17 protein-coding genes are annotated in these 21,783 nt (G+C 51.1%); 7 read left to right on the top strand and 10 right to left on the bottom strand.

Annotated elements, in window-relative coordinates:
* The first annotated feature begins 119 nt into the window (after positions 1–119).
* Positions 120–1,166, top strand: coding sequence for a Glu/Leu/Phe/Val dehydrogenase dimerization domain-containing protein (locus tag CWI69_RS03155; RefSeq protein ID WP_126761809.1), 1,047 nt, complete (start codon positions 120–122; stop codon positions 1,164–1,166).
* Between the two features lie 2 nt (positions 1,167–1,168).
* On the opposite strand, the gene ydiJ is transcribed toward CWI69_RS03155, so the two are convergent.
* Both ydiJ and ppsA read right to left on the bottom strand, forming a co-directional pair.
* Positions 1,169–4,234, bottom strand: a complete 3,066-nt coding sequence (ydiJ, locus tag CWI69_RS03150) for a D-2-hydroxyglutarate dehydrogenase YdiJ (RefSeq protein WP_126762821.1) — start codon at positions 4,232–4,234, stop codon at positions 1,169–1,171.
* A 50-nt stretch (positions 4,235–4,284) separates the two neighbouring features.
* Positions 4,285–6,666: a phosphoenolpyruvate synthase gene (gene ppsA / locus CWI69_RS03145; RefSeq protein ID WP_275070066.1), complete on the bottom strand. Its 2,382-nt coding sequence runs from the start codon at positions 6,664–6,666 to the stop codon at positions 4,285–4,287.
* 119 nt (positions 6,667–6,785) lie between these two features.
* Here ppsA and ppsR point away from each other — a divergent pair, with 119 nt between their 5' ends.
* Entirely contained in the window at positions 6,786–7,610 is an 825-nt protein-coding gene (gene ppsR, locus CWI69_RS03140; protein ID WP_126761807.1) for a posphoenolpyruvate synthetase regulatory kinase/phosphorylase PpsR, read from the top strand.
* Positions 7,611–7,625: 15 nt separating this feature from the next.
* Here ppsR and CWI69_RS03135 read toward each other — a convergent pair whose 3' ends face one another.
* Genes CWI69_RS03135 through htpX form a run of 3 tightly spaced genes read right to left on the bottom strand, consistent with a single transcriptional unit; the run spans position 7,626 to position 10,728 of the window.
* Positions 7,626–8,444: a DUF1338 domain-containing protein gene (locus CWI69_RS03135; protein WP_126761805.1), complete on the bottom strand. Its 819-nt coding sequence runs from the start codon at positions 8,442–8,444 to the stop codon at positions 7,626–7,628.
* Positions 8,445–8,471: 27 nt separating this feature from the next.
* Positions 8,472–9,830, bottom strand: a complete 1,359-nt coding sequence (locus CWI69_RS03130; protein ID WP_126761803.1) for a class II 3-deoxy-7-phosphoheptulonate synthase — start codon at positions 9,828–9,830, stop codon at positions 8,472–8,474.
* Between the two features lie 19 nt (positions 9,831–9,849).
* Entirely contained in the window at positions 9,850–10,728 is an 879-nt protein-coding gene (gene htpX / locus CWI69_RS03125; protein ID WP_126761801.1) for a protease HtpX, read from the bottom strand.
* Between the two features lie 131 nt (positions 10,729–10,859).
* Here htpX and pepE point away from each other — a divergent pair, with 131 nt between their 5' ends.
* A complete protein-coding gene (gene pepE, locus CWI69_RS03120) occupies positions 10,860–11,576 on the top strand; it encodes a dipeptidase PepE (protein WP_126761799.1) in 717 nt (238 codons plus the stop codon).
* Here the strand turns inward: pepE and bioD are convergent.
* The 4 genes from bioD to bioB are packed head-to-tail and all read right to left on the bottom strand — an operon-like array spanning position 11,528 to position 15,257.
* Positions 11,528–12,235, bottom strand: coding sequence for a dethiobiotin synthase (gene bioD / locus CWI69_RS03115; RefSeq protein ID WP_126761797.1), 708 nt, complete (start codon positions 12,233–12,235; stop codon positions 11,528–11,530). The two genes, pepE and bioD, sit on opposite strands and share 49 nt — an antisense overlap.
* A gap of 8 nt (positions 12,236–12,243) precedes the next feature.
* Positions 12,244–13,044, bottom strand: a complete 801-nt coding sequence (locus tag CWI69_RS03110) for a methyltransferase domain-containing protein (protein WP_126761795.1) — start codon at positions 13,042–13,044, stop codon at positions 12,244–12,246.
* Positions 13,041–14,201 (bottom strand): aminotransferase class I/II-fold pyridoxal phosphate-dependent enzyme, encoded by a 1,161-nt coding sequence (locus CWI69_RS03105; RefSeq protein ID WP_126761794.1) that lies wholly within the window; start codon positions 14,199–14,201, stop codon positions 13,041–13,043. The genes CWI69_RS03110 and CWI69_RS03105 overlap by 4 nt, the downstream gene beginning before the upstream one ends.
* Positions 14,202–14,213: 12 nt before the next feature.
* Positions 14,214–15,257, bottom strand: coding sequence for a biotin synthase BioB (gene bioB / locus CWI69_RS03100; protein WP_126761792.1), 1,044 nt, complete (start codon positions 15,255–15,257; stop codon positions 14,214–14,216).
* Between the two features lie 115 nt (positions 15,258–15,372).
* Between bioB and bioA the strand changes: the two genes are divergently transcribed.
* Entirely contained in the window at positions 15,373–16,653 is a 1,281-nt protein-coding gene (bioA, locus tag CWI69_RS03095) for an adenosylmethionine--8-amino-7-oxononanoate transaminase (protein WP_126761790.1), read from the top strand.
* Between the two features lie 113 nt (positions 16,654–16,766).
* Positions 16,767–18,167 carry an asparagine--tRNA ligase gene (asnS, locus tag CWI69_RS03090; RefSeq protein ID WP_126761788.1) on the top strand — a complete coding sequence of 467 codons (1,401 nt, stop codon included), beginning with the start codon at positions 16,767–16,769 and terminating at the stop codon, positions 18,165–18,167.
* A 5-nt stretch (positions 18,168–18,172) separates the two neighbouring features.
* On the opposite strand, the gene CWI69_RS03085 is transcribed toward asnS, so the two are convergent.
* Positions 18,173–18,721 carry a nitroreductase family protein gene (locus CWI69_RS03085; protein WP_126761786.1) on the bottom strand — a complete coding sequence of 183 codons (549 nt, stop codon included), beginning with the start codon at positions 18,719–18,721 and terminating at the stop codon, positions 18,173–18,175.
* A gap of 156 nt (positions 18,722–18,877) precedes the next feature.
* Here CWI69_RS03085 and sppA point away from each other — a divergent pair, with 156 nt between their 5' ends.
* Together sppA and ansA are read left to right on the top strand one after the other, a co-directional pair.
* Positions 18,878–20,728, top strand: coding sequence for a signal peptide peptidase SppA (sppA, locus tag CWI69_RS03080; protein WP_198678872.1), 1,851 nt, complete (start codon positions 18,878–18,880; stop codon positions 20,726–20,728).
* Positions 20,729–20,763: 35 nt separating this feature from the next.
* Positions 20,764–21,780: an asparaginase gene (gene ansA / locus CWI69_RS03075; protein ID WP_126761784.1), complete on the top strand. Its 1,017-nt coding sequence runs from the start codon at positions 20,764–20,766 to the stop codon at positions 21,778–21,780.
* Positions 21,781–21,783 lie beyond the last annotated feature (3 nt).

The raw sequence follows: 21,783 nt of genomic DNA, 5'->3' as shown, positions 1-21,783 counted from the left end.
ACTTAGCTTGCAAAAGTTTACGTTAACGTAAACGTTTTATTTTTTGCATTTACTAGCGCAGGTAAAAGTAAAATGATAATGTGCGCGAAATTTTTGGGATGAACGAGGAAACATCACTCATGTCGCTATTTGAGCATCAAGAGTTCGACCAACACGAGCAAGTCGTCTTTTGTCATGATAAAGAAACCGGTTTAAAAGCGATTATCGCGATTCATGACACGACTTTAGGTCCCTCTTTAGGTGGTACGCGCCTATGGAACTACCCGTCTTCAGCGGAAGCGCTAACCGATGTACTGCGGCTGTCTCGCGGTATGACTTACAAGAGCGCCCTCGCCGGCTTACCTCTCGGTGGCGGTAAAGCCGTGATTATCGGTGATGCCAAGAAGATTAAATCAGCTGAACTGTTTCGCGCTTACGGTCGCTTTATCGAATCACTAAGCGGGCGTTATATCACCGCAGAAGACGTCAATATCCGCACCAGCGATATTGCTATAGTTGCTGAAGAAACAAGCTTTGTTGCTGGAACCGCAGAAAAAGCCGGTGACCCTTCACCACATACTGCCTTAGGTACCTATCTTGGTTTAAAAGCAGCAGCCAAGCACAAGTTTGGCACTGATGATCTGTCAGGCCTCTCTATCGCCGTACAAGGTCTTGGTGCAGTCGGTTACGACTTTGCTGTCTACTGTGCCAAAGAAGGCGCTAAACTCTTTGTTACTGATATCAATGAAGAAGCCTGCGAGCGCGCAGCGAAAGAACTGGGTGCGACCGTGGTTGGTTTAGATGACATCTATGGCTTAGATGTTGATGTTTACGCGCCTTGTGCATTAGGTGCAACCATCAATAACGACACCTTGCCACAATTCAAAGCGAAAATTATCGCCGGTAGCGCGAACAACCAGCTCGCCACTCCAGCGCACGATAAAAAGCTTATGGATCTGGGCATTTTATATGCGCCTGATTACGTCATTAACGCGGGCGGCGTTATTCATGTTTGTAGCGAAGCTGCGAATATGAGCCGTGAAGAAACCGATAAGCGTGTGCGCGATATCTACGACACCCTTGATGTTATCTTCACCCGCTCCACTGCCGAGCAACGGCCAACCGGCGAAATCGCCGATGAACTTGCCCGTGAAGTGATCGCCAAAGCAAAAGCGGCAAAACAGTAAATTTACTTTAATAGTTGTGCGAAAAGCTGCACCGGGTGTTGTACCTGTTGCAGCTTTTTTGTATCCGCGGAACCAAAACGACCGGCCTGACAGCGGCAGGAAAAACCTGTAACCAGCGGTTGAGTACTCGCAGCAAGTGGCTGTTGCCAGCTCATTGCAAAAAGCCCTTCACTGTTCTTCTGCTGCTCTTGTTCATGTCCGTAGGTACCCGCCATACCACAGCAGCCGGTTGCGACCACGGTAATATCGCTTGCTAATACCGCGAACAATTGCTGCCAAAGCTTCCCTGTATCCGGCAGTGCTGTCTGCTCCGTACAGTGAACGAACAATTCGGCTTGCGTGGACCGGTCATCCTTAGCCAACGTCGCGAGTTGCGACTGCTGTTCCACCAACCACTCCTGTGCTAAAGCAACTTTAAAGCGCACGGGTTCCGCAGCATAAGCCTGGTATTCATCACGCATACAAAGCACTGTTGAAGCGTCCATGCCCACCATTGGGTAACCGAACTCAGCAAGCTGGTTCAACTGCTTCGTGACCCGCGTTGCTGTAGCACGAAACTGTCGTAAAAATCCTTTCACATGTTGCGCTTTACCATTACCAATAAAGTCCAGCAACACCGGTTGATAGCCCAGTTTTGCGGCCACTTCGCCCATCGCCTCGATAACCTCAGCCTGATAAAAGCTGGTGAAGGGATCCTGCACAATGATCAGCTGTTTCGCGGCATCCTGCGGCGGTTGTGCGCACAGTTGTGCAACCGAAGCGCGCCGCCAGCCATGCTGCTGCCAGCGTGTAGCCAGGTTAGGCACCGATAGCTGAGGCGTATCCACGTAGCCAAGAGCCTTCGCGAATAGCCACTGACTGACGCCATTGTGAGTCAAGGCATTACTAACGCGTGGTAACTTTGCCATGATCGGCGCTGAACGCTCGATACTGGCCACCAGGTAATCACGCAGCGGCCGCCGGTAAAGTTGATAGTACCACTGCAAAAATTTAGCCCTAAACGATGGCACATCAACTTTCACCGGGCACTGGCTAGCGCAGGCTTTGCAGGCCAGACAAGCGTCCATGGACTGCTTTACCTGCTGATTGAAATCCTGACTTGTGTCCTTACCTTTAGGTTTAAGCCGTTTAGGTTTAAGCAAAAAAGACAGCTTACTTTGCGGCTTTTGACTGACATCAAGCCCATTATTCGCATTAAGACGCAGCCACTCCCGGATTAAGGTCGCCCGCCCTTTCGGTGAATGTCGCCGATCACCGCTGATTTTATATGACGGACACATGGGGGAATCTTTGGCGTAGTTAAAGCACAGGCCGTTGCCATTACAGTTCATTGCCGCAGCATACTCATCCCGTATACTTACCGGTATTTGTCGATCATAGTAACCGCGCTTGCGGGCATCCACTGAGACCAGTTTTGCGGTCGCATGCCCATAGGGCGTCGCCAGTTTGCCCGGATTGAGTCGATTATCCGGATCAAAAGCTGCTTTTATCTTTTGTAGCTCAGCATAGAGCTCCGGACCAAAGAACTTCGGCGCGTACTCAGATCTGTAGCCTTTGCCATGCTCCCCCCACATCAAGCCACCGTATCTGGCCGTCAGTTCGGCAACCTGATCGCTTATAGTTCGTAACAACTGCTCATCTTCAGGCTCCTTCATATCCAGTGCCGGGCGTACATGCAGCACCCCTGCATCGACATGACCAAACATCCCGTAGTTGAGGCCATGGGCATCCAGCAACTGGCGAAAATCAGCAATAAAATCGGCCAATGATTCCGGCGGTACGGCGGTATCTTCAGCAAAAGCTATGGGTTTGCGTTCACCTTTAACAGCACCGAGCAAACCAACAGATTTCTTGCGCATGGCATAAATCATTTGAATACTCTGGGCGTCGCGGCAGACTTTATAGCCGACCACGCCATGCAGGTGGGTTCCTGCGGCCAATTCCTGATCTAAGGTGGTGAGCAAATCGTTAAGTTTAGAGTCTATTTCAGCTTCATCAACGGCGGTAAACTCGACCATATTGATGCCATCCATGGGCTGATCGGCCTGACCTTCAGATAAATGATCGCGCACGTTATGCCAGATAATGTCGTTGCGCGCGAGGTTTAACACGGTACTGTCGACGGTTTCTACCGAAGTGGCTTTGGCTTTGACCAATACCGGAGCGTGCCGTAGGGCGGCATCGAAGTCGCGGTAGCTGATATTGACCAGCACTTTGTGCCGCGGAAGCCGGGTTAAATTTAGTCGAGCCTCGGTGATAAACGCCAACGTACCTTCAGATCCGGCCAGTAACCGTGACAAGTCGAGGGTTTGCTGATCTGGATCGTAACAGTGCTTGAGATCATAGCCGGTCAGAAAACGATTCAAGGCAGGAAATTTAGCATCGATCTGCTCGCGTTTATCTACGCAGGTGGCGATGGCCTGGCGGTACAACGCCGCTTCCATGTTCTCACCTGCGGCAATAGCTTCGGCCTCAGCAAGTGGCATTGGGCCTGTCTTGATCACCTCACCGTTGATAAGAACGGCCTCCAGAGCAAGAATATGATCGCTGGTTTTGCCGTACACTAACGAGCCCTGACCCGAGGCGTCGGTGTTAATCATACCGCCTATCGTGGCGCGGTTACTGGTTGACAGGTCAGGAGAGAAAAACCAGCCGCCATTGCGTACGGCGTCATTCAACTCATCTTTGATCACGCCGCTCTGGCAACGTACCCAGCCCTGCTCCAACTCAGCCTCAAGCACCTGCTTAAAATAGCGGCTTAAATCGATAATGATGCCGTGGGTAAGACTCTGGCCATTGGTACCGGTCCCGCCCCCGCGTGGACTGAATTGCAATTGCTGAAAGTCGCCATCCTGAGCAAGGGTAAGTGCCAGCTGCAAGGCTTCGGTCGTTCGCGGATAGAGCACTGCCTGCGGTAGCTGTTGATAAACGCTGTTATCGGTGGCGGCGATAAGCCGACCACCGTAACTTGCGTCGATGTCCCCGGCAAATCCAGCCTGCTCAAGTGCATGAACATACCGTCGGTAGACAGGTTCAGGTGCTTCGTGGTCCGTTAAAACCGAAAGCACCTGTACTGCTGAGTTTGCCAAGTTGAACTCCTCGCCGCAGCGTTAAAGGGTTAGTGCGGCTGTTTTGCGAGATAAAGCCAGGTATCAACCACAGTATCAGGATTCAGTGACACCGAGTCGATCCCCTGTTCCACCAGCCACTGGGCAAAATCAGCGTGATCAGATGGACCCTGACCACAAATTCCAACGTACTTGCCTTTCTTTTTCGCGGCCTGGATTGCCATTGCCAGTAGAGCCTTTACTGCTTCATTGCGTTCGTCGAACAAGTGGGCAATAACCCCGGAATCACGATCGAGTCCCAGGGTTAGCTGAGTTAAGTCGTTGGAACCGATGGAGAAACCATCAAAAATGTCGAGGAATTGGTCAGCAAGCAGTGCATTTGATGGTAGTTCACACATCATAATCACCCGTAGACCGTTATCGCCCTGAACCAGACCTTGTTCAGCCAGCAATTCAATCACTTTGCGGCCCTCTTCGAGGGTTCGGACGAACGGGATCATGATCTCGACATTACGCAAGCCCATGTCGTTACGCACACGCTTGATGGCTTCGCACTCCATCGCGAAACAGTCACGGAAATCTTCTGAGATATAACGCGATGCACCACGGAAGCCTAGCATCGGGTTTTCTTCGTGCGGCTCGTATTGGCGGCCACCGAGTAAGTTGGCATACTCGTTTGATTTAAAGTCGGACATCCGCACGATGACCCGCTCTGGTGAAAATGCGGCACCAAGCGTTGCTATACCTTCAACCAGCTTGGTCACATAATATTCGCGGGGGGATGGGTACCCGGCAATAAACTCGTTGATCTGAGCTTGCAACTCTGCCGACTGCTTATCAAAGTTCAACAATGCTTTTGGATGCACACCAATCATCCGATTAATAATAAATTCAAGCCGGGCAAGGCCAACTCCGGCATGCGGCAAACCGGCAAAATCAAAGGCCCGATCCGGATTACCAACGTTCATCATAATTTTAAGTGGCAGGTCAGGCATGTCGCCGATATCAGAACGGTTCACCGCAAAATCCAGCTTGCCGTCATAAATAAAGCCAGTGTCGCCCTCAGCACAAGATACTGTCACAGCCTGGCCATCTTTAATCAAATCGGTAGCGTCGTTACACCCCACCACGGCCGGAATGCCGAGCTCACGGGCAATAATTGCCGCGTGGCAGGTACGTCCACCACGATTGGTGACGATGGCAGCAGCGCGTTTCATAATCGGCTCCCAGTCCGGATCCGTCATGTCAGTGACAAGCACATCGCCGGGCTGCACCTGATCCATTTCCGAGATATCTGCTAACACCCGCGCTACGCCGCTGCCAATACGTTGGCCAATCGCCCGCCCGGTGGCAATAACCTCACTCTTCTGGGACAAACTAAAACGCTCAACCGCCTGGCTGTTTTTATTTGACTGCACCGTTTCAGGACGCGCCTGAACAATGTACAACTTGCCGTCAATACCGTCTTTGGCCCACTCAATGTCCATCGGCCGCCCGTAATGCTTTTCAATAATCACGGCCTGGCGGGCTAAATCTTCCACTTCAGCATCCGTAACTGAGAAGCTACGCGATTGCTCAACCGGGATCTCAACGATGTCCGTTTGCTTACCATGCTCGTCGCTCTGCGAGTACACCATCTGGATCTTTTTACTACCCAGGTTACGGCGTAAAACCGCAGGACGTTCAGCTTTTAAGGTCGGTTTGTGGACATAAAATTCGTCGGGGTTAACTGCCCCCTGCACCACCATTTCACCAAGGCCAAACGATGAAGTAATGAACACCACGTCGTCAAAACCTGACTCCGTATCAATGGTAAACATTACCCCTGATGAAGCGATGTCACTGCGCACCATGCGCTGAATGCCGGCAGACAATGCTACGCCGCGATGATCATAGCCCTGGTGTACACGATAGGAGATGGCTCGATCATTAAACAAGGAGGCAAATACATGTTTGATAGCCTCCATGATCTGCTCAATGCCACGCACGTTCAGAAAGGTTTCCTGCTGTCCGGCAAACGAGGCGTCGGGCATATCTTCAGCGGTAGCCGAGCTGCGCACGGCAAAGCTGACTTCGGCATTACCGCCACTCAAATTTTGATAGGCCGCCCGAATAGCTTCATCCAGCGGCGCCTGAAAAGGGGTATCAATAATCCACTGCCGAATTTTTTTACCGGCTTCAGCAAGAGCTTTAACATCATCGGTATCAAGATCGTCTAACACAGCATGGATCCGGTCATTCACGCCCGACTGCTCGAGAAACTCATTGAATGCTTCGGCGGTGGTGGCAAAACCATTTGGAACTACAACGCCAGCGCCGGTCAAATTGCTGATCATTTCTCCAAGCGACGCGTTTTTACCTCCTACGCGTCCTACATCATTCATCCCTAATTGATCATACCAAAGTACGTAGTCGGTTACGTTTTGTTGCACGTGTCATTCCTCGTCATTGGAGAGCTTTGCCGTTTGGCGCGTGAGATGGTAGAACATTTTACACGTAAGCGAGGAAAAGGTTAAGATTCATCAAGCATTTCTAGCCAGAGAAACCATTCATGCGGACTATATTCTATATCTCCGACGGTACAGCACTCACCGCCGAGGCTTTCGGACGTGCAATGCTGTCGATGTTCCCACTTAAAGTTGAGCATAAAACCCTGGCTTTTGTCGATTCGATCGAGAAAGCCCAGCAGGCGGTCAACAAAATAAACGCAGCTTACGAGTCTACGGGCACGCGCCCTATCATCTTCCATACTTTTGTGAGCCTGGATTTAAAACGGGTTATTACTTCATCGAAAGGCAGTAGCTACGACTTTTTAGACTATTTTGTCGCACCACTCAGCGCCGAATTAGAAATGGAAGCCCGTCCCAAAACCCACAGAACCCATGGTATCCAGGAAAACGGTGTGCGGGACAGTTATGACAGCCGTATTGAGGCAGTTAACTACTCACTGGCAAACGATGACGGCAGCAATATTTCCGATTACGAAGACGCAGATATCATCTTACTTGGCGTATCGCGTACCGGTAAAACTCCTACCAGTCTTTATCTGGCTTTGCATTACGGCATTAAAGCGGCGAACTATCCTTTGACTGAAGACGATAACATGGAGAACTTGCAACTGCCGAAGCCTTTAAAGCCTCATCGGCACAAGATTTTTGGCTTAACGTTAGAAGCCCAGCGTTTACATGAAATCAGAAGCAAACGCCGTGAAGGTTCACGTTATGCGTCGATGCAGCAATGTCGGTTTGAATTACAGGAAGTGGAGAAAATGTACCGCCGTGAAGCCATTCCATTTCTCGATTCAACGCGCTTTTCAGTAGAAGAGATTGCCGCCAAGATTCTCGCGGAGACGAATCTTGAACGGCATCATTACTAGGCAGCCAGGTCGTTCCTAGCTGTCTTGTTCTGTGGCAGCACGGGCATCAGTGCTTTCAAAAATCTTATCTGCTGAGGCGGCCACAAAGCCGGTATAGAGTTTGTTCGGAGCTACTTCGTAGCGCTTAGCAAACTCATAAAAACAGCTTGGAATAACCTTTTCCATATCACTGAACCGCACTGGAGTATGGTCCGCCATGGTAGACGACTGCTCCAGGTACACATCCGGTGAGCCTTTAATTTCGCCGCCTGAACTATTTAAACGAAACCCGGCGGTTTTCAGGGTTTGGTTCACCTGTTCAAGGGACTCATAATCCGGTAGCTCATTGACGTTTACGGTAAAGTGGTTGGCGCGGAAACCAAATGCTGCCATCCATGCTGCATACTCGCTTTCTTCCAGCAGGAGTTCATAGTCGCTGCTGCTGATCTGCCAGTGCTTACCAGAGTACAGAAATTCAGGTTGCTGTACCGCTTCAGGATCAATCTGTGCGACCAGCTGGCTGACAATGTTCTGCACTGCAGGTGAAAATTCTTCCACCAGCAACTCGCTGATAAAGATCTTCGGCAGCCGTGGATCAGCGTGCTCAAAGTGCTTTGCGACCAGCCGTTTCGCTGCGAACTCATAATCACCGCATGGCTTATAACCCATCGCGATAAAATGTTGCGCGAGTGTCTCTAAGCGTACCGGCGCCATGTTAAAGGTACGAAACGCCACATGGTCATTGATGATTTCGCGGCCCTGACCCAGTACCTGATGTACTTTTGCGGCCGATGGCGTGAGTTTGATGTAATCGTTCCAAAGGTTCTCGAAAAACTGCTCAACCTGTTGTGACATATACTGCTTAAACCTCGAAAATGTCGTTTACCCGCGGCCTTGACGTGCCTCACGGAGAGAGTCTGCAACCAGAAACGCTAATTCAAGCACCTGGTCTGCATTCAAACGCGGATCGCACTGGGTACGATAGCGTTGCGTCAAATCTTGTTCACTAATCTGATAAGCACCACCGGTGCATTCAGTTACGTCTTCGCCGGTCATCTCCAGATGGACGCCACCAGGGTATGTCCCCTCGGCTTGATGGACCGCGAAAAATTGTCGTAATTCCTGATGGATGGCGTCGAAATTACGGGTTTTCAAGCCATTTTCGGCTTTCACCGTATTGCCATGCATGGGGTCACTTGACCAAACCACATGACGACCTTCCGCTTTAACACGGCGTACAAGTGCCGGTAGTGCGTCAGCTAAATTGCCAGCCCCCATCCGGGTGATCAGTGTCATGCGGCCCATTTCATTCTCAGGGTTCAGGGCATCAAGCAAATGAATCACATCATCAGGCTTAGTGGTCGGACCTATTTTAACACCAATTGGGTTATGAATGCCACGCATGAACTCGACATGGGCATGATCCAACTGGCGGGTGCGCTCGCCAATCCATACCATGTGCGCCGAGCAGTCGTAAGGTAAACCGGTGAGCGTATCGGTGCGCGTTAATGCTTCTTCATAGGGCAGCAACAAAGCTTCATGAGAAGTGAACAGTTGGGTCTCATGAATGGTGGCATTGGTTTCAGCTGTAATCCCCATGACTTCCATAAATTTTAGCGCCGACTGAATTTGTTCAGCCACTTTCAGGTACTGATCTTTCAACGGATTAGCAGCAACAAAGCTCATATTCCATTTATGCACTTTATGCAGGTCGGCCAGACCACCCTGGGCAAAGGCGCGCAGCAGGTTTAAGGTTGCCGCTGAGTGATGGTACGCCTGCATCATCCGCTGAGGATCAGGCTGACGCGCAGCTGAAGTAAACTCCGAGCCATTAATGATATCGCCGCGGTAACTTGGTAGTTCGACGCCGTCAATGCTTTCTAAATCGCTCGAGCGCGGTTTCGCATACTGCCCCGCCATCCGTGCGACTTTAGTCACCGGACATGAGCCAGCAAAGGTCAACACCACAGCCATCTGCAGGATAACTTTAAAGGTATCGCGGATTTTAGGTGCGTTAAAATCAGCAAATGATTCTGCGCAGTCGCCGCCTTGCAGCAAGAAACCTTTACCCTGGCTCACCCGTCCAAGTTGCGTCCGTAGGGCGCGGATTTCCTCAGCAAAAACTAACGGTGGATAGGTTTTTAGCTGATGTTCAACGGTTTTCAACTGATCTGGATCGGTGTAATTTGGCTGTTGTTGGATCGGCTTGTCACGCCAACTCCGCGCACTCCAATTCGTCATGATAATCCTTACTTACTACTTAGCGTTTCATCTGTTCCAGTGCAGCAATCCGTTTTGCCAGCGGCGGATGGCTCATAAATAGTTCACTGAAGCTACGTTTCGTCTGAATTCCGAAGGCCACCATGGTGCCATCAAGTTGTGATTCCTGAGCATTTTGCAAACGTCGTAACGCCGCAATCATTTTGTGTCGACCACAAAGCTGCGCTGCACCAGCATCTGCACGGTATTCGCGGTGACGCGAGAACCACATTACGATAATACTGGCAAGAATCCCGAATACAACCTCTAACACCATGACAATCGCGAAATAAGCGATCCCCCCCAGACCTTGTCCGTTTTGCGAGTTGCTTCGCGTTGCATTATCGATGATCGATGCGATCACCCGCGCGAAGAAAATAACGAAGGTATTTACCACGCCCTGGATCAAGGTCAGGGTGACCATATCGCCATTGGCAATATGGCTGATTTCGTGGGCTATTACCGCCTCTACTTCATCTTCATTCATTGCCCGCAACAGGCCAGTGCTGACCGCGACTAACGAGCTGTTCTTAGTCGCACCTGTGGCAAACGCATTAGGCTCCGGTGAATCGTAAAGTGCCACTTCGGGCATCGGGATCCCCGCCTGCTTTGCGTGTTTTGCCACGGTCTGCAGCAGCCAGCGCTCGGTACTATTTCTTGGTGTGGTAATGGCTTGCGCGCCGACACTGCGCTTTGCCATCCATTTTGACAGTGCCAGTGAAATAAAAGCACCACCAAAACCAAATAACGCCGCGAAAATAAATAAACCAGTATAACTCGATGGATCCATGCCCATGGCTGGCATAACCAGATTCATGACAACACCAAGAACCACCAAAATAGCCAGGTTAGTGGCTAAAAACAGAGCTATGCGTTTCATACTGCTTCGACCTCGTAGTTCAACACTCGTAATGCCCTAGGTAGGCTGCTAATTTTACCCTATTTCAATCGCTTGGTGACTAACTTTTTGTTAGCATAGGTGCACTTTTTTAGTGGTTTTTGGGGAAACAAATGGACCTGCGTAGAATCTTGTTGTGCTCGAGTTCTAAAGTTGCTGACAGCTATTATCTTGAGCCTGTTGTACCGCACCTGCTGCAACATCTTGGCGAGCCGGGAGAGCTGCTGTTCGTCCCTTTTGCTGGCGTTGGCATGAGCTATGATGATTACACCGCTAAAGTAGCAGCACAGCTTGAACCCCATGGTTTCACTGTTACTGGTCTACATCTGGCAAGCCACCCAGCTAAAGCAATCGCTGAGGCGAATGCGATTCTGGTCGGCGGCGGCAATACCTTTCATTTATTGGCACAGTTACAACAACAAAAGTTAATTACGCCGTTACAAGATGCTGTTGCTGCGGGCATTCCCTATGTGGGCTGGAGTGCCGGTTCGAATATCGCGGGGATCTCAATTCGCACCACCAACGATATGCCTATCATTGAGCCCGAGTCATTTTCTGCTCTGGCACTGGTGCCGTTTCAGCTGAACCCCCATTACAGTGATTATCAGCCACCCGGATTTCATGGCGAAACCCGGGATCAACGGCTAGCTGAATTCATGACCATCGCACCAGAAACTCCTGTGCTCGCCATTCGTGAAGGCACCGCGCTACAGATTAAAAATGAGCAGATGGTATTACTTGGTGATCAGGATGGCTTTGTTTTTCAGGGCGGGCATAAACTTCATTTACCTTGCAACAGTGACATCAGTTCATGGCTGGCGGGCAAATAGCCCGTAACAGTCGCCCGTTGCGCAACAGGTAAGTACGGAATTGTGGCCAGCAACGGCACGGTTAAGCGGCGTTGTAACCAGGCCACATTCTCCGCCTGCAAAGCCATTGGTTCAGGATTAACCTGATTCGCAACCCAGCCCACAACTTCAATGCCGCGCCGGTCTAAATCAGCCATGGTCAATAATGCGTGATTCAGGCAGCCAAGCTTAAGGCCGACCACCAACACAACTTTTGCGCCAATTTCACTGACCAGATCGGCAAGGGTTTCCTCGTCGTTGAGTGGAACCTGCCATCCGCCGGCCCCCTCAATCACAAATAAGTCATGCTCATAACCCTGCCGCAACATCGTAACTGCCTTCACTAAATCACTCACGCAGAGTCGCTGCTGGACTTGTGCTGCGGCTAAATGCGGCGCTACTGGTGGCGCAAGACAAACAGGGTTAAGCTGGCTGTAGGGCACCTCAGCAACTGTCATTACGTTGGCGAGTTGCAGCGCGTCGCTATTGCGCAATCCCTGTGGCGTAGCTTCCGCGCCAGCAGCAATCGGCTTCATCGCCAGGGTTTTAAATCCGCCATCTGCCAGGCGCTGCAGCAAAGCTGTAGTCACCAGCGTCTTGCCTGCGTCGGTATCTGTTCCAGTCACAAAAACACAATTCATGTTTAATTTTACTCAATTGATTTAAAGCCGCTTATTAAGCCGATATTCCAGTGCAGCGCAAGCTTGCCGTCTGCTGTACGGTAACTTTCCATAGTCTCCGCCAGCTGCTCGAAGCGCTCGCGCCGGTACAAACCGCGGCTATCACGGACGGTGTAATTGGCGCCGATCCCTTTCAGTTCGCGGAGCATCTGCAACACCGTATCGTAGCTCAGCACAAACTTTTGTTCGGTCAGAGTTAAACCGCTATCCAGTTCAGTCAGCGCCTGTTTAAGTACTGCATAGCTCGGCCACTGATTATGATGGCGCTCACCGTCAAGTTCTTCAAAACACTGGCCTAAAGGCCACATTGAGCCAGGCAGAACGGTAGACGCTAACAGTTGACCGCCCGGCTTTAATACCCGTAACCATTCGCGCAACAAAGCAGGTAAATCATTGGCCCATTGCATGGCCAGATTAGAGAACAACGTCTGAACTGAAGCTGTTACGAACGGCAACTGTTCCATATCTGCCAGCACCCAGTGACCTGCCGTTTGCTGCCGTTGTGCCTGCTCCAGCATTGCTGTTGCCAGATCAACGCCAATATAGTGTTCAGTAAACCTTTGTAAAACGCCGGCGTGATGCGCAGGCCCACAACCAATATCAAGCAAAGCGCCGGACTGGCGCAGTAGTTTATCGATCAGCACCGCCGCGACTTGCCGTTGCAGACGATCATAACTGATGTAACTTTCGGCCGCGCGGCCAAATTGTCTGGCTACACGCGTTTTGTCATAGCGCGTAACACACTCAGTCACCGGGGGATCAGTGATCATCGCTGCTGCTGCGTTGCTGCCAACGCCTCTGTTAATTGCTGAATCTGTGCGCTGGAGTGCGCGGCGGTCAGGGTAATGCGGAGGCGCGCACTGCCCTCAGGAACCGTCGGTGGCCGGATGGCAGTGCACCAGATACCCCGTTGCTTTAACGCCTCGCTCTGTTGCACTGCTGCATCGTCACTGCCAACAATCAGCGTCTGAATTGCATGCGAAGATGGCTCTATAGGTAATTGCAAGGCTGTACACCGCTGTTTAAATTGTTCAATATTCCCCTGCAGCCGCTGCCGTAGCTGTTCGCCGTCAGCGCTCTGCAACACGTCTACCGCAGCCTGAACAGCACGCGCTTGTGCCGCAGGCATTGCCGTTGAGTAAATAAACTCGGGACAGAAATTAATCAGGTAGTCTGCAACATCCGCAGTGACAGCAATCGCGCCGCCGGCGACGCCACATGCTTTACCAAATGCCAGACTTACTACCGCAAGCTCAGTTTGGTTAAAGTTGGCGCTGATACCACGGCCTTGTTCACCCATCACCCCAAACCCATGGGCATCATCGATATAGCCATCACAACAGGATGCGCCGAGCACCTTCCGAAACCCCTGTTGGTCCAGGACGTCACCATCCATGCTGTAAACGGACTCAGCTACCAGCAAATGGGTTTGCCCGCCGGCAGCAGTTTTTTCTGCAAGCTGCTGGTAACCCTGATGCGCGAACCGACGCCAGGGTGAGCCGCATTGGCGGGCGCCACTCAGTAGCGAAGCATGAGCCAGGCGATCAAGCCAAAGCTGATCATAATGCCGACCCAGACTTGCCAAAGCGCCGACATTAGCGGCAAACGCCGAGCTGAAAAGTAGCACTTTGTCACGTTGCAGGAACTCGGCTAACTGCGCGGCAAGATCAGCATGTGCCGGGCTGTAACCGGTGACTAACGGAGACGCGCGGCTACCAGCATGGTCGGCATTGCGCAATGCGTTCACAACCTGCGAATGATGACTCAAGCCAAGATAATCGTTAGTTGAAAACGATAGGTACCGCCGTTCACCGATAATAACTTCGGTCGCGTTGAGCGTGGTAATCGTTGTCAGTGCGCGCAAGCGCTGTTGTTGTTGCCGTTTGGCCAGAGCCGCCTGAAGTTTTGCCTGGATCGCCGGTTGCACCTGAGAGTCCTGTTAGCTTACTTCATAATAAAGTGGCGGTTGCTCTTCTTCGGCAACGGCATCAGCAATCACAGCTTCGTAAACATCGTCGCTGTAGTCATCGATTTCGAGTGGTTCGAGTCCAAGCCGGCGAAACAGCAGTTGGTCTTTATCGGCTTCAGGATTCGCGGTGGTTAACAGCCGCTCGCCGTAAAAGATAGAATTGGCACCAGCCATAAAGCACAGCGCCTGCAGTTCATCACTCATGGTTTCGCGCCCGGCCGATAGGCGTACGTAGGATGCCGGCATTAAAATGCGAGCAATGGCTACGGTGCGAACAAACTCGAACGGATCGAGATCATCAAGTTCTGCAAATGGCGTACCCTGCACTTTTACCAGCATGTTTACCGGTACACTTTCCGGATGCTTGGGCAGGTTTGCTAACTGCTGCAGTAATCCAGCCCGGTCTGAGCGGCTTTCGCCCATGCCGACAATTCCTCCGGCACAGACTTTCATGCCAGCGTCGCGAACGTTGCTCAATGTCTCTAAGCGATCGTGGTAGGTACGGGTACTGATGATTTCACCGTAAAACTCCGGCGACGTATCGAGATTGTGGTTATAGTAGTCAAGGCCCGCCTGTTGCAGAATTTTCGCTTGTTCAGCAGACAGCATGCCGAGGGTCATACAAGTTTCGAGTCCCAGTTCTTTAACCCCTTTGACCATTTCAACGACATAAGGCATGTCGCGGGCTTTCGGGTTACGCCAGGCAGCGCCCATGCAAAAACGGCTGGCACCTTGTTCTTTCGCAGCACGCGCTTCCGTAAGGACTTTCTCAACAGCCATAAGGCGTTCCCGGTCCACTCCGGTATGATAATGCGCACTTTGCGGGCAATATTTGCAGTCCTCAGGACAGGCTCCTGTTTTAATCGAAAGTAAGGTGCTTACCTGTACCTTATTAGCGTCAAAATTTGCGCGATGTACTTGTTGCGCCTGAAACAGCAAGTCATTAAATGGCAGGTCAAATAGCGCTTCAATTTCGGTGCGTTGCCAATCGTGGCGAACTGTTTGTGCGGTCATGAGGATGCATCCGTTGTCATGTTTTTTGATTCGAATTTATGCTCGAAGAGGATACCTTTTATCGGTACACTGTCAACATTATCCTATTCATAATTATTACGTCTGGTTATTTTTTATGCAATCAAGCGACTTAAATTTCGACCGCGACCACATCTGGCATCCCTACACTTCTTTTAACAATCCGCTGCCCGTCTACCCTGTTCAACGGGCACAGGGCTGTGAGCTTGAGCTAACGGACGGCAGACGTCTGATCGACGGCATGTCCTCCTGGTGGGCGGCAATCCATGGCTATAATCACCCCGAACTTAATGCCGCGGCACAGCAGCAATTACAGGAGATGAGTCATGTTATGTTTGGCGGTATTACGCATCAGCCCGCTGTTGACCTTTGTCGACGTCTGGTCAAACATTCGCCCGCGGGCCTGCAGCGTGTATTCCTCGCTGATTCTGGTTCGGTCGCAGTCGAAGTCGCCATAAAAATGGCCGTGCAATACTGGGTTGCCCGCGAACTGCCGGCGAAAAACCGTCTTGCTACCCTGCGCGGTGGCTACCATGGCGATACCTTTGCCGCGATGTCCGTATGTGACCCGGTTAACGGCATGCACAGCTTGTTTCGCGGCAGCCTTCGCGAGCAACTGTTCGCGCCAGTGCCTAGCTTAACCCCTGACGATGAATGGGATCCAAGCGCCATAGCGCCGCTGGAACACTTACTTGCAGAACATCAACACGAGCTTGCGGCATTGATCCTTGAACCTATAGTGCAAGGTGCTGGCGGAATGCGGTTTTACCACCCTAGGTATCTGCAAGAAGCGGCCGCACTGTGTAAACGTTATCAGGTGCTGTTGATCGCCGATGAAATAGCCACAGGCTTTGGTCGCACCGGACGCTGGTTCGCCTGTGACCATGCCGACGTGAGTCCGGATATCATGTGTGTCGGTAAAGCATTAACCGGAGGCTATATGACGCAGGCGGCAGTACTCTGCAGTGACGATATTGCAACCACCATCAGTCATGGTCCGGCGAACGGTACCTTCATGCACGGCCCGACCTTTATGGGAAACCCGCTCGCCTGTGCCGTCGCCAATGCCAGCCTCGAGTTGCTGGAACGTAATGAATGGCAGGAACAGGTAGCTGCTATTGCAGCACAACTGAAAACCGAACTGGAACCCTTGCGCCAACTCGCTAGTGTCGCTGATGTGCGCTGTTTCGGTGCTATTGGCGTGGTGGAGATGGTGGCGCCAGTCGATGTTGCGAACGCCCAACAGCAATTTGTCGAAGCCGGGGTTTGGATCCGCCCGTTTGGCCGATTAGTTTACCTGATGCCACCGTACATCATCACCCCGGAGCAACTCTCAAAGTTGACCAAGGCCATTGCTGAACTTGCCCGACAAGGTTGATTTTCACTTGAGTCTTGGACAAAGCAAGGTAACATAGACGTTCTTTTTCGGATTAACCTCTGAATCAATCTAAATTTGCTGTATTTCACCTTGTACACGGAGTTTTAAGACGTATGTCCTTCGCAACAGTTGTCGATGTTTTAGCCGGTAAAGTCGCTGTTGGTGAACAGGTTACCGTGCGTGGTTGGGTAAGAACCCGCCGCGACTCAAAAGCGGGTATCTCGTTTATCAATATCCATGATGGTTCGTGCTTTGATCCTATCCAGGCGGTGGTGCCCAATGAACTCGATAATTATGAAGATGAAGTATTAAAACTCACCACAGGCGCAAGCGTTGCTATTACTGGTACCGTTGCGGAATCTGCAGGTAAAGGCCAAGCCTTCGAACTGCAGGCCACCAAAGTAGAGGTCTACGGTCTGGTCGAAGACCCTGACACCTACCCTATGTCGCCCAAGCCTCACTCTATGGAATACTTGCGCGAGTACGCCCATTTACGCCCGCGCACCAATGTTACCGGTGCTGTCATGCGGGTGCGCAACTGTCTGGCCCAGGCCATTCACCGCTTTTTCCATGAGCACGGCTACCTGTGGGTTGCGACCCCTATCTTAACGGCTTCAGATGCCGAAGGCGCTGGCGAAATGTTCCGCGTATCCACCCTGGATGCAATGAACCTGCCGTTGAATGAACAAGGTACTGTCGATTACAGCAAAGATTTCTTCGGTAAAGAATCCTTCCTGACCGTATCAGGACAACTCAACGTCGAAACCTATGCCTGTGCGCTGTCAAAAGTGTACACCTTTGGCCCGACGTTCCGGGCGGAAAATTCCAATACCAGTCGTCATCTGGCCGAATTCTGGATGGTTGAACCGGAACTTGCGTTTGCTGATCTGAATGACATTGCCGACCTCGCCGAAGCTATGCTGAAGTACTGCATTAACGCGGTTCTTGAAGAGCGTGCGGACGATATGGCATTTTTCCAGCAACGCATTGACAAAAATGTGCTGGACCGGCTGCAACATCTGGTTAGCAACAAGTTTGTCCATATGGATTACAGCGAAGCCGTCGAGATTTTACAGAACTGCGGGAAGAAGTTTGAGTACGGCGTTGAATGGGGCACAGACTTGCAGTCTGAGCATGAGCGCTACCTTGCGGAAGAGCATGTTGGCGCCCCCATAGTGCTGAAAAATTACCCGAAAGATATCAAAGCCTTTTACATGCGCCAGAATGATGACGGTAAAACCGTTGCCGCCATGGATATTCTGGCCCCGGGCATCGGCGAGATCATCGGTGGCAGTGCCCGTGAAGAGCGCCTGAGTAAGCTTGATGAGCGTATGCAGGAAATGGGCTTACCCATGGAACACTACAGCTGGTATCGCGATCTGCGCCGTTACGGTACCGTGCCACACGCTGGCTTTGGTCTGGGGTTTGAACGTCTGGTCACCTATGTTACTGGCATGACCAACATTCGCGACGTGATCCCCTTCCCCCGGGCACCGAAAAACCTCGAATTCTGATCCCTTTAGCCGTCGCTGAATTTTTCAGCGACGTCTTTATCCGGCTTAATGGGTGTTGGCACCGCAGGGGTGCCAACATAGAGAAAGCCAACGATGGCATCATCACTCTTTCCGCCGATCTCCCGCAATACCTGGGGATCTTCGGCAAACCAACCCGTCCGCCAGATTGCGCCCAGGTTCTGTGCAAAGGAAGCTTGCTGCATTAATAGTGTTGCACAGGCTGCACTGGCGAATTGCTCGTCGCGTGGCACCTTATCATGTGGTTGATAGTCCAGTAGACACACGATCACCATCGGTGCCCGTAATGGCAACTGACTGGCTTGCAGACAAGCCTCATCGGATAATCCTTTGGCTTCTGCGGCGCGGCGAAAAATTGCTCCGAGTCGCTGCCTTGCGTCAGCCTTGTAAACTACGAAACGATAAGGCATCAGTGCCATATGATCCGGAGCCCTTGCTGCTGCACGTTGTAACAGTTGAAATTGCGCAGCGTTAGGTCCTGGCTCAATCAGTCGGGGCATTGAGGAACGTGTGGTAAGTAACTCGATCGCCTGCATAGTAGTTCCTTGGATTGCAATACGGATAAAATTTAACTGCCGTTAGCTTATCAAAGGATCACGCTCTGTTACATTGTGCTACTGGTTTAATCATTAAATCTTCAGTATTCTGCACACTAATAACCTCGATCTGATAACCACAAGGGACGCACAGTAATGAGCGGAATTGCCAACGTATTCAAAAAACTATTCGGCTTAATCAATGGGATCCGCAAGATCCTCTTGAATGTCATCTTCTTTTTCTTGCTGGCGGTGGTTGTTGTCATCATGCTGGCCGGTGATGAACCTGTCATAGTGCCTGACAACGGCGTTCTTGTGGTGGAATTGCGCGGAACTCTGGTGGAAGAAAAGACCTGGGTGGATCCTATGGATTCCTTCTTTGATGAAGCCTTCGGTGGTCAGGGGACGCCGCCTGAAACCTTACTCAGCGATGTTTTGGAAAGTATCGAGAAAGCCAAAGATGATCCGCGTATCAGCGGTATTTATCTGCATTTATCAGAATTCGCCGGTGGTGGTCTGAACAAAATGAAACAAGTTGGCGAAGCACTGGCAAGTTTCCGTGATTCCGGCAAACCCGTTTATAGCTATGGCGACTACTACTCGCAAGCACAATATTTTATTGCGGCCCATGGCGAAAAAATTTACCTGAATCCGCTTGGTTCTATGATGTTCGAGGGCATGGGGGGATACCGACTCTATTTTAATGAACTATTGAACAAGCTCAAAGTCAGCACCCACGTATTTAAAGTCGGAGCTTACAAATCAGCCGTCGAACCCTACACCCGTAACGATATGTCGGAGCAGGCGCGTGAAGCAAGTGCTGAACTTTATGACGCACTTTGGGCTGACTATGTCACTTCATTGCAGCAATTACGGGAAATCGATCCGCGTTTACTGTCAGGCACTATTGAAGATTTCAAAGCTGTGTTAGCTGAAAGCAATGAAGACCTGGCACAAATGACACTAAATGGTGGCTTGGTTGATGAACTGTTAACCCGCGAAGCCTTCCGCAGCCAAATGATCGAGTTAACCGGTCTGGACAAGGATGAGAAAAGCTGGCGCAAGATCAGTCACAAAAACTACCTGGACGCCCAGCTTCCAGAGTTTATTGATGAGGATGAAGAAAAGGATGAGATTGCCGTTGTTGTGGCGCGCGGTGTCATTGTCGATGGTTATCAGAAACCAGGTTCTATTGGTGGTGACAGTACGGCGGCACTGCTGCGTAAAGCGCGTCTCAATGATGCAACTAAAGCAGTGGTCTTGCGTATCGATAGCCCCGGCGGCAGTGGTTTTGCATCTGAGGTAATTCGCCAGGAAGTCCTTGAATTGCAAGCTGCGGGTATACCCGTCATTGCCTCGATGTCATCGGTAGCAGCATCAGGTGGCTATTGGATTGCCGCAAGTGCTGATGAAATATGGGCAGCCCCGACCACTATTACCGGCTCAATCGGCGTATTCGGTATGTTTTTTACCATCGAAGACTCACTGGCGCACGTTGGCGTTTATAACGATGGTTATCACACCACCGAGATGCCGGTAATGGATATTACCCGGCCGTTGCCGGAAGCCGCTGCTGAAATTGTGCAGACTTCAATTGAAAAGTTTTATCACGACTTTGTCAGCATGGTCGCGGAAAGTCGTGACATGACTTATGACCAGGTGCATGAAGTTGCGCAAGGCCGTGTCTGGACAGGAGCCAAAGCCCAGGAACTGGGTTTAGTCGACCGCCTTGGTGATTTAGATCAGGCAATTATCGCTGCTGCAAACCTGGCTCAGATCAACGACTATAATGTCGTCAATGTTGAACCGGAGCTCAACGCCCGTGAACGTTTCTTGCGCGACCTGTTTGGTCAGGCGCAAGTTTTCTTGCCTGTCAGCGAGTCTCCACGTACCATCGACCCCATGAAACAAAAGTTAATGGGTGTCTGGCGCGAGTTGCAGTTGACCTCTAAGTTTAACGACCCAAATGGTATCTATCTGCTGTGCGAAGTCTGCCCCATTAACTAATCGCCGTAACAATTGGCAGTAGGGTTATAGAGTGCATGACAGCAAAACGTAAGCGTATTTACGTCGCCTATACAGGCGGCACCATAGGTATGCAAAAATCGGCGCAGGGCTATGTCCCTGCGCCCGGCTTTTTGACCGAATGCGTCAATAAAATGCCGGAGTTTTTTCGCGCCGAAATGCCCCTGTTTGATATTCATGAGTACACCCCCTTAATGGATTCATCGGACATGTCGCCAAATGACTGGCAGCGTATTGCCGATGATATTCAGGCGCACTATGCCGACTACGACGGTTTCGTCATTCTGCATGGCACCGATACCATGGCCTACACCGCTTCGGCGCTGTCGTTTATGTTTGAGAATCTCGGCAAGCCAGTCATTATTACAGGTTCGCAAATTCCCTTGGCGGCGTTACGTTCTGATGGACAGACGAATCTTCTTAACGCGCTTTATATTGCCGCAAATTACCCCATACATGAGGTCGGATTATTCTTTAATAATCAGTTATATCGCGGCAACCGCGCGACCAAAGCTGATGCCAATGGTTTTAATGCATTCGACTCGCCGAACTTCCGCCCGTTACTCGAAGCCGGCATTCAGATCACAGTGAAAGCTGGTACAGTAAAGCCCTTAGACGAAAGCCCATTGCGCGTGCGTGGCGTGACACCGCAGCATATTGGCGTGATAACTCTGTATCCTGGTATTTCTCCGGTGTTGTTCGATCACTTGCTACAGCAGCCGGTGCGAGCCCTGATTATGCAAAGTTATGGGGTTGGCAATGCCCCGCAAAATGAACAACTGCTGGCGAGCCTTGCCCGCGGGGTAAATTCAGGGGTCACCATTTTGAACTGTACCCAGTGTTTCAAAGGAAAAGTGAACATGGGCGGTTACGCAACCGGCAATGCATTGGCAGAAATTGGCGTCATAAGCGGTTTCGACATGACCGTAGAGGCTGCGTTGACCAAGCTTCATTACCTGCTTTCGCAAGACCTGAGCCAGGCTGAACTTGAACGCTGTCTGCAAACTGATCTTCGTGGCGAGCTTTCGCCGTAAACC

This window comes from Pseudidiomarina halophila (genome assembly GCF_003987215.1).
Taxonomy (GTDB): Bacteria; Pseudomonadota; Gammaproteobacteria; order Enterobacterales; family Alteromonadaceae; genus Pseudidiomarina; species Pseudidiomarina halophila.
This window is presented reverse-complemented; position numbering and strand designations above follow the sequence as displayed.